Raw genomic sequence first — 8,514 nt, forward strand, 5'->3', positions numbered from 1 at the left:
TTTATTACTGTTTTTTTCATTTCAGCTAAAGCCGTGCTTTAGCTTCATTCAGGTTCGACCTACTTTTGTTTCGGCAAAAGTAGGCAAAACCATTTGTCATCCACAAAACCTGTCAACTAATGTCTTTTTTCTAAAAGTTCGCAGAAACATTATTTTCAATTTTTGGTCAGGTTGTGGATGACACATACCAAGTATCAAATGCTTTGTACGGTTCGGTTAATTAAACTAGCTCAATAATCGTTGCGATGCCCATACCACCGCCCACACACAAGGTTGCTAAACCGCGTTTTTTACCTTGGCGTTCTAGTTCATCCATCAGGGTGCCTAAAATCATGGCGCCTGTTGCACCCAGCGGATGTCCTAATGCAATTGCACCGCCATTCACATTGACTTTGGTAGGATCAACCTTGAGTTCGGTGATAAAACGCATCACCACAGCTGCAAAAGCTTCGTTCACTTCAAATAGGTCAATATCATCAATTGTTAGGCCAGCTTTGGCTAAGGCTTTACGTGCAGCAGGTGCAGGGCCAGTCAGCATAATGGTTGGGTCTGCACCCACCAATGCAGTGGCAAGCACTTTGGCACGCGGTTTTAGGCCTTGTTCTTTGATCGCTTTTTCAGAGGCAAGCAATACTACGGCAGCACCATCAACGATGCCCGATGAGTTCCCTGCATGGTGTACATGGTTGACTGCGCCGACTTCAGGATATTTTTGCAAGGCGATGGCATCAAAGCCCATTTGCCCCATCATGGCAAAACTTGGGTTGAGCTTGCCTAAGCCTTCTGCTGTGGTCGTTGGTTTAATAAATTCATCTTTGGCTAAAACGGTCACGCCTGCTTTGTCTTTAACCGGAACGACAGATTGGTCAAAATAACCATTGGCTTGAGCTGCTGCGGCTTTTTGCTGAGAGTTGGCTGCAAAGGCATCCACATCTGCTCGGCTGTAACCGTCAATGGTGGCAATTAAATCTGCCCCAATGCCTTGTGGAATAAAATCACAGGCCATATTGGTTTCAGGGTCAAGCGCCCAAGGACCGCCATCTGAGCCCATCGGCACACGAGACATCGACTCTACACCGCCAGCCACCACAAGGTCTTCCCAACCAGAGCGGACCTTTTGCGCGGCCATATTCACTGCTTCTAAACCTGATGCACAAAAACGGTTGATTTGAACGCCTGCCACATCATTATCCCATCCGGCCGCAATCGCTGCGGTTTTGGCAATGTCCGCACCTTGGTCACCAATGGGGGTCACGCAGCCCAATACAATGTCGTCTACTGCAGCGGTGTCAAATTGATGTCGGTTTTGTAATTCGTTCAATAAACCGATCAGTAGGCTAATCGGTTTAACGGCATGTAGTGAACCGTCTTTTTTTCCTTTGCCGCGCGGTGTGCGAATGGCATCAATGATGTAAGCCTCGCTCATAATCCTGTCCTTATGATCTATAAATTTTTATTGGTTTTTTGAGTGTACGGATTAATCAACCCAGTGCAATGATGAGAACGGGTGAGTCGTTTGATATTTTTGGTCAACGCTTGCTGCTGAATAAGATAAAAATCAACCTGCATATTGAAAGCGAGGATCGGCTAAGATCAGTTGCTATCGATTTAGTTCAAATTGAAGATCTGCTTATGCATAAAAATGTGAAGCGAGTGTTGAAAGGTCTGGCTTGGCTAGTACTAGTAGGCTGCTTAGGTTTTGTATGCATGATCGGTTTTTATGTTTATATGATCTATGGCATTCATCCCTCAGATGAGGGGACGGGCGGTTTAGCCTGTGAGTATGATCGAAATGATCATGTGACCAAGGCAGAAATGTATCGGATACAGGATGGCAAACGCGTGATCACGCCCGTCGATCCATTGCTTTGTCAAAAACAACGTGCAGATTTTCCGAAATAAAAAAACCTGATCGAGATCAGGTTTTAGAGAATGCTATTTTTGAATATTGCTTAGTGATAACCATGTAATTGGCGATATAGGCCTGGTGTTACACCGGTCCACTTTTTAAATGCACGGTGGAAAGTACTGGTTTCACTAAAACCGACTTGCTGTGCAACATCTTCAAGCGTTAAGTCTGGATTAAGCAATAAGTGAATTGCAGCATCACGACGTAAAGCATCTTTTACACCTTGGTAGCTCTTACCTTCAGCGGCTAAACGACGACGTAGTGTTTGCGGCGATAGATACAGCATTGAAGCAACATCGTTCAAGGTTGGCATTTCTTCGCCAATTTGACTCTTCAGCACATCACGGATACGAGATGTTAATGAATTGGTATTTTTAAATTTAACCAATAACTGTGCAGGAGCCGCTTTTAAGAATTCTTCAAGCGTTTCTTCGTTTTGACGAATAGGTAAATCTAAATAATCCGCTGCAAATGTAATTTCAGTTCGTGGTGTATCAAACTGCATGACAGGTGCAAAAAACAAGGCATCATATTCGTCAGCATGTTCAGGACGTTCATAACCGAAGTGTACGCGTTCTAAAGGCAGACGACGTTCAATCAACCAAGAAGCGAGACCATGCCAAATCATCAGCATACTTTCTGTAATGAAATGGTCTGGGTCCATAGATTTTGGAATTTGTGGAACTAAACGTGCTTCGTGTTTATCACGTTCTAGTGTTACCGACCATTCATCACCAAACAGTTTGTAGAACTGCGAAGACAATTCAAGTGCATCACCGAGTGTTTTTGCATGAATAATCAATTGGCACATAATGGCAAAAGTACCCAAGCGGCGCGGTTGAATATCAAAACCGACATGTTCGTCTTGAGTCACCATCCACAACATTTTAATAAAACGTGTGTATTGTTCAGGTGAAATACGGGCTTTGGGTTGGCGTAGAAGTTCAGCCTCAATGCCAACATGAGACAATAAAGTTTCGACATCCATGCCGAGACGTTTCACACCAGTTAAGGCTGCGTTGACGAAATGGATACTGATCGTATCACGACTCATGTTTAATCCTTCAGTCTCTTTAATGTTCACAAATGTTTGACCTAAATGACGCTAAAAAAAGAAATCATGGCAATTTACAACAGCGGTTTTGCCATTTTTACATGGTAAATTGCCGAAACTATCAAGGTAAATGGCTGAACATGACATTGTTTTAATCATTTTATATTTCTACCATGGATAAAAAATCTACACAATTAGAGAAAAATATCCATGGAAGCAGCTTTAAAAGGATTGAAAGTACTCGACTTTTCGACATTACTCCCAGGGCCATTTGCGACCTTGTATTTGGCTGACATGGGTGCGGAAGTTGTGCATATTGAGTCACCGACGCGTCCTGATCTGGTTCGTTTGATGCCACCTTATGCCAATGGGCAAGCCACAGCGCATAGTTATTTAAATCGCAATAAACAATCCATCGCATTAGATTTAAAAGATCCGAAAAGTATTGAATTGATCAAAGCCAAAATTTCAGATTTTGATATTGTGGTAGAACAATTTCGTCCAGGTGTCATGCAACGCTTGGGTTTGGATTATGCAGTTTTGGCCGAAATTAATTCGCGACTTATTTATTGCTCGATTACGGGTTATGGTCAAACCGGACATTACAAAGACCGAGCAGGGCATGACATCAATTACTTGGCTTTATCGGGCATTTCAGGTCATAGCGGACGCCAAGATAGTGGCCCGCCACCGATGGGGATTCAAATCGCTGATGTAGCAGGCGGATCAATGCATGCAATTACTGGCATCTTAGCTGCGGTGATTGAGCGTTACCGTAGCGGTTTAGGACAATATATTGATATTTCCATGACCGATTGTGCCGTCGCATTGAACAATATGGCTGCAGCTGGCGTATTGGCTGCCAATGCGGTAACCGCCGCAGAAACTGCATATCTGAATGGCGGAAGTTTCTATGACTATTATCGAACCCAAGATGGTCGCTATCTGTCTATAGGTGGTTTGGAGCCACAGTTTTTAAATGGATTGGCGCAAATTCTAGATTTACCCGCTTTAGCAACGCAAGGCATGTCATTTGATCCGCAAGACCAGACTGAAATTAAGCATGCAATTGCCCGAAAAATACTAACCAAAACATGGGCTGAGTGGAAAAAGATTTTTGCCTCTCAAGATGTCTGTGTGGAGCCAGTTTTAAGTTTGGATGAAGCTCTAAATTCACAATTGGCCCAAGAGCGGCATTGGTGTGTTGAAGTTCCGCTACAAGAAGGCGACACAATGACACAAACTCAACTGGCATGCCCAATTAAATTTTCTAGATCAGCATTGATTTATACCCATGTGGGTAAAACTTTAGGTGCGGATAATTGGTTATGAAAGGTATAAAAAAAGGTGATAAGTTAAACAATAAAACCTTTAAAATCTCTTAATTAGATAAAAATCTATGTAAATATTGAGAGTTGTTAACAAAAAAATAAATAAATTATACAAATGTGAGAGTATTATATGAACTATTAACACAATTGGTATATAGGTCTCCAAATGAAAATAGCTGTGAGTAAACTTGGATCTTTATATCTTAGCCTCGGAATAATGCTTGCGGGTTCAGCAACCCAAGCGGCAACTACTGCAGATGCTTTCAGTTCTGAAAGCCCATGGATGTTCGGTGATTGGAACGGTCAACGAACAGCGCTTCAACAGAAAGGTTACGATTTTAGTTTTAGTTATGGTGGCGAATTAGCTACTTTGTTAGATGCAAAGCATGCTTCAAGTCATGGCACTGAATATGCGGACCAATTCGCGATCGGGGCACATCTCGATTTAGAAAAAATTGCGGGTTGGAAAGATACCGAAGCGCAAATCAATATCACTGAACGTAATGGTCGTTCATTGTCTCAAACTTCAGATGCATTAAATGGTCATTTAAGTGCAACACAAGAAGTGTGGGGTCGTGGTCAAACTTGGCGTTTGACTGATTTTTGGATCAAGAAAAAATTCTTAGACCAAAAATTAGATATTAAAGTCGGTCGTTTCGGTGAAGGTGAAGATTTCAACAGCTTTGACTGTGACTTTCAAAACTTAGCACTTTGTGGCTCACAAGTGGGTAACTGGGTCGGTGACCAATGGTACAACTGGCCAGTCAGCCAATGGGCTGCTCGCGTGAAATATAACATTCAGCCTGAACTCTACGCACAAGTCGGGGTTTATGAATACAACCCTGAAAATCTAAAACGTGGTAAAGGGTGGAACTTGAGTACCGATGGTTCTAAAGGTGCGATTATTCCTGCTGAAGTGGTGTGGACTCCAAAAGTGGGGACACAAAAGCTTCCGGGTGAATACCGTGCAGGTTACTACTACAGTACCGCTGATGCCGATGTCATTGATAGCCCAGTAAATGAAAAAGATCACCATCAAGGCGGTTGGATTGTGGCGAAACAACAACTGACAGCACACAAAGACGATGCCTCACGTGGCTTAACTGGGTTTATCAATGCCACCGTGCACGATACTAAAACCAATAATGTAAGTGATATGCAAAATATTGGCTTGGTCTACAAAGGCGCATTCGATGCGCGTCCCAAAGATGAAATCGCAGTAGGTCTTGCCCGTATTAGCATCAATGATGACCTCAATGATGGTCGTAGTGAAGAATACGATGCCGAAATTTACTACGGTATTCATGCGGCAAACTGGCTGACTATTCGCCCAAATATTCAATATATCCGTCACGTCGGTGCTTACAAAAATGGTGAGAATGCGTGGGTCGGCGGTATCAAATTTCAAACAGCATTTTAATTGATGTCCGATTAGAGTTCTTATAAAAGCAATTCGGTAATTCTGAGAAAAATTACGATATTTCCCCTTGAATTGTTTTTGTAACAACTTCTCTTTGCGACATAAAAACGGTGGTGCGTTGAATGTGTTTCACGCACCAAATACAACATTCGACAATAGAGGTGGTCAACATGAGCAACCCATCTACTAGAACTGGGATGCGAACATTTACCGTCGTTGTGATGGCAATTTTCGCCTTAGTTCTATTGATTGGTGGTATCTGGCTGGCAGTCCTTGGCGGTTCTTGGTACTACATAATCGCCGGCCTGTTAATGCTGGCTTCAGCAATATACTTAAGAAAAATTCAAAACAGTTCTTTATACATTTATGCAGCGTTGATGCTGGGTACAGTGATTTGGGGACTTTGGGAGGCAGGTTCTGACTTTTGGGCACTTGCACCGCGTTTTGATATTTTAGGCTTATTGGGCCTTTGGTTACTGATTCCTGCCGTGACACGCGGTATGGAAAATGGCAAAACTGCGAAAATTACATTATCAGGCACACTGGTGATTGCGATTATCGTGATGATCTATTCAATTTTTAATGATCCGCAAGAAATTCACGGTGAGATTAAAAATGCACAACCTCAAACAGCCAAAGCGATTGAGGGTATTGCTCCTGAAGATTGGCCTGCCTATGGTCGCACACAAGGTGGTGTACGTTATTCTCCACTCACCCAAATCAATAGCGACAACGTTAAAGATTTAGAAGTAGCATGGACTTTCCGTACAGGTGAGTTACCAACAGAAAATGACTCAGGTGAAACCACAAACCAAGTCACTCCGATTAAAGTCGGCAATGACATGTTTATGTGTACAACTCACCAACGTTTAATTGCACTTGATCCTGCGACAGGTAAACAAAAATGGGCATTCGATCCTAAACTTAAAGCGGACAATACCTATCAACATTTAACATGTCGTGGTGTGTCTTATTTTGACGCAGCAAATACCACTCAGTTTGCAAAAAGCTTAGAGAACAAACGCTCGACTTCAACTGAATGTCCGCGCAAAGTGATCTTGCCTGTAAATGATGGTCGATTGGTTGCAGTCAATGCTGACACAGGTAAAGCATGTAGTGATTTTGGTCATAACGGCGAAGTCGATCTACAAAAAGATATGCCTTATCCGTATCCGGGCGGTTATATCCCAACTTCACCTCCAGTGGTTACTGGCACAACCATTGTGATTGGCGGTTCAACAACTGATAACTTCTCGACTAAAGAGCCATCTGGTGTCATCCGTGGTTATGATGTTAATACTGGTGAATTATTATGGATCTTTGATACGGGTGCACAAGACCCGAATGCCATGCCAGGCGAAGGTCAAAAATACTCTGTAGCCTCACCGAATGCATGGGCACCTTTAGCATATGACGAAAAACTTGACATCGTTTATGTGCCAACAGGTGTAGGCACACCAGACATTTTTGGTGGTCACCGTACGCCATTAGATGAACGCTATGCAAACTCAATGTTGGCATTAGATGCATCAACAGGTAAATTAATTTGGAATTTCCAAACCACACATCATGATTTGTGGGATATGGATGTACCATCACAACCTTCATTGGCAGATATCAAAGATAAATCAGGTAATATTGTTCCTGCGATCTATGTCTTAACCAAAACAGGTAATGCATTCGTCCTTGACCGTCGTACCGGTAAAGCGATTGTGCCAATCACCGAAAAAGCAGTTCCACAAACTGTAAAACGTGGTCCACAAACTAAAGGTGAGCATTATTCTGCAACTCAACCGTTCTCTGATTTTGATTTAGCACCAAAAGATAAATTGACTGATAAACAAATGTGGGGTGCCACTATGTTTGACCAGTTGATGTGTCGTGTGTATTTCAAATCATTAAACTACGACGGTATTTATACACCACCATCTGAAAATGGCACATTGGTATTCCCTGGTAACCTTGGGGTATTCGAATGGGGTGGTATGTCGGTGAACCAAGACCGTCAAGTTGCTGTGATGAACCCAATTGGCTTGCCATTTGTCACTAAGTTGATTCCTACAGATCCAAACCGTGAGCAAACTGCGAAAGGTGCGGGTACTGAACAAGGCGTGCAACCGATGTATGGCGTACCTTATGGGGTGGAAATCAAAGCATTCTTGTCACCACTTGGCTTACCTTGTAAACAACCTTCATGGGGCTTTACTGCGGGTGTAGATTTAAATACACATGAAGTGGTCTGGAAAAAACGTATTGGTACAATTCGTGACAGTTTACCGAAATTGTTCCAATTACCTGCTGTGAAAATTGGTGTACCGGGTCTTGGTGGATCAATCTCGACTGCTGGTAATGTCATGTTTGTAGGCGCAACACAAGATAACTATATCCGTGCAATCAATGTAACGAATGGTGATACTTTGTGGGAAGGTCGTCTACCAGCAGGTGGTCAAGCGACTCCAATGACTTATGAAGCAAATGGTAAACAATATGTTGTGATCATGGCTGGTGGTCATGGTTCATTTGGTACAAAACTTGGTGATTACCTTGTTGCGTATGCTTTACCAGATAAAAAATAAGTGATTTTACATCGCTAAATAAAAAGCCCGATTTATCGGGCTTTTTATTGGCTTAAATTCTTTATGTAAATTTATGCTAAGTAATGGAGAAATAATTCAATAGACTTCTTTCATAATTCATTTTTTGCTCAGCTCTAAATTATAGATTCCCGCAATTAAATTGAATCTTAAGCCCAGTCTTTTTCCTCGATTACGATATCGCTCGGCAAGGATTTTGAAAGTTT

At 42.4% G+C, this 8,514-nt stretch carries 6 protein-coding genes and 1 pseudogene; 4 read left to right on the forward strand and 3 right to left on the reverse strand.

Annotated features, from left to right (window positions below; translation table 11 throughout):
• Positions 1–220: 220 nt before the first annotated feature.
• A complete protein-coding gene (locus FTU02_RS15450) occupies positions 221–1,426 on the reverse strand; it encodes an acetyl-CoA C-acetyltransferase (RefSeq protein WP_180121290.1) in 1,206 nt (401 codons plus the stop codon).
• 206 nt (positions 1,427–1,632) lie between these two features.
• Here FTU02_RS15450 and FTU02_RS15455 point away from each other — a divergent pair, with 206 nt between their 5' ends.
• The gene (locus FTU02_RS15455) at positions 1,633–1,902 is read left to right on the forward strand and encodes a hypothetical protein (protein WP_180085453.1); all 270 of its coding nucleotides are present in this window, start codon (positions 1,633–1,635) and stop codon (positions 1,900–1,902) included.
• Positions 1,903–1,952: 50 nt separating this feature from the next.
• Here the strand turns inward: FTU02_RS15455 and FTU02_RS15460 are convergent, their stop codons facing one another.
• The gene (locus tag FTU02_RS15460; protein ID WP_078190094.1) at positions 1,953–2,963 is read right to left on the reverse strand and encodes an AraC family transcriptional regulator; all 1,011 of its coding nucleotides are present in this window, start codon (positions 2,961–2,963) and stop codon (positions 1,953–1,955) included.
• A 210-nt stretch (positions 2,964–3,173) separates the two neighbouring features.
• On the opposite strand from FTU02_RS15460, the gene FTU02_RS15465 reads away from it, so the two are divergent.
• From FTU02_RS15465 to FTU02_RS15475, 3 genes are all read left to right on the forward strand, one after another.
• Positions 3,174–4,295, forward strand: coding sequence for a CaiB/BaiF CoA-transferase family protein (locus FTU02_RS15465; protein WP_180157909.1), 1,122 nt, complete (start codon positions 3,174–3,176; stop codon positions 4,293–4,295).
• Between the two features lie 216 nt (positions 4,296–4,511).
• Positions 4,512–5,714, forward strand: a complete 1,203-nt coding sequence (locus FTU02_RS15470) for a carbohydrate porin (protein WP_257232795.1) — start codon at positions 4,512–4,514, stop codon at positions 5,712–5,714.
• Between the two features lie 170 nt (positions 5,715–5,884).
• Entirely contained in the window at positions 5,885–8,290 is a 2,406-nt protein-coding gene (locus tag FTU02_RS15475; protein WP_180157913.1) for a glucose/quinate/shikimate family membrane-bound PQQ-dependent dehydrogenase, read from the forward strand.
• A gap of 117 nt (positions 8,291–8,407) precedes the next feature.
• On the opposite strand, the pseudogene FTU02_RS15480 reads toward FTU02_RS15475, so the two are convergent.
• Positions 8,408–8,514, reverse strand: a pseudogene (locus FTU02_RS15480) (IS5/IS1182 family transposase); the annotation flags it as partial.

This window comes from Acinetobacter sp. YH12045 (assembly GCF_013419925.1).
GTDB lineage: Bacteria > Pseudomonadota > Gammaproteobacteria > Pseudomonadales > Moraxellaceae > Acinetobacter > Acinetobacter amyesii.

What these genes read in the sequence shown, in the direction of transcription:
- FTU02_RS15460 (WP_078190094.1), bottom strand. Translation starts at nt 2,963, where the DNA reads ATGAGTCGTGATACGATCAGTATCCATTTCGTCAACGCAGCCTTAACT.
- FTU02_RS15470 (WP_257232795.1), top strand. Translation starts at nt 4,512, where the DNA reads ATGCTTGCGGGTTCAGCAACCCAAGCGGCAACTACTGCAGATGCTTTC.
- FTU02_RS15465 (WP_180157909.1), top strand. Translation starts at nt 3,174, where the DNA reads ATGGAAGCAGCTTTAAAAGGATTGAAAGTACTCGACTTTTCGACATTA.
- FTU02_RS15475 (WP_180157913.1), top strand. Translation starts at nt 5,885, where the DNA reads ATGAGCAACCCATCTACTAGAACTGGGATGCGAACATTTACCGTCGTT.
- FTU02_RS15450 (WP_180121290.1), bottom strand. Translation starts at nt 1,426, where the DNA reads ATGAGCGAGGCTTACATCATTGATGCCATTCGCACACCGCGCGGCAAA.
- FTU02_RS15455 (WP_180085453.1), top strand. Translation starts at nt 1,633, where the DNA reads ATGCATAAAAATGTGAAGCGAGTGTTGAAAGGTCTGGCTTGGCTAGTA.